Here is a 324-nt window from a genome sequence, read left to right as displayed (position 1 = left end):
CGCCTTCACCACCCAGAACGCCGCCCTTGCGGCATGATCACCACTCACCCGGTGTCAACCGACCCTGCAGCAGTCCCGATGCCGGTGGACAGGCTTGCCCAGTTCCGGCTGCTTGCGGCCTCGTACACGACGCCGTTGTTGACGGTGTACACGTACTTGTCGGAGCTCGTGGATGTGGCTGCGAGCTGGCTGGCGTAGATGCCGGTGGAGAGGTTGGCCCAGCCGCGGTTGCTCGCGGCCTCGTAGACCGCTCCGTTGTTGATCGAGTACACGAACTTGTCCGCGCCGACTGACGTAGCGGCGACCTGGTTCGCGAGGATGCCC

The 324-nt window shown here is 65.1% G+C and carries 1 protein-coding gene; it reads right to left on the bottom strand.

What is annotated here, in order from left to right:
- Window positions 1-44: 44 nt before the first annotated feature.
- A partial coding sequence (locus tag AB6N24_RS09035; RefSeq protein ID WP_412869067.1) for a hypothetical protein occupies window positions 45-324 on the bottom strand: 280 nt, incomplete at its 5' end.

Origin of the sequence: Cellulomonas jepli (genome assembly GCF_047229345.1) — a bacterium.
Classification (GTDB): Bacteria; Actinomycetota; Actinomycetes; order Actinomycetales; family Cellulomonadaceae; genus Cellulomonas_A.
This window is presented reverse-complemented; position numbering and strand designations above follow the sequence as displayed.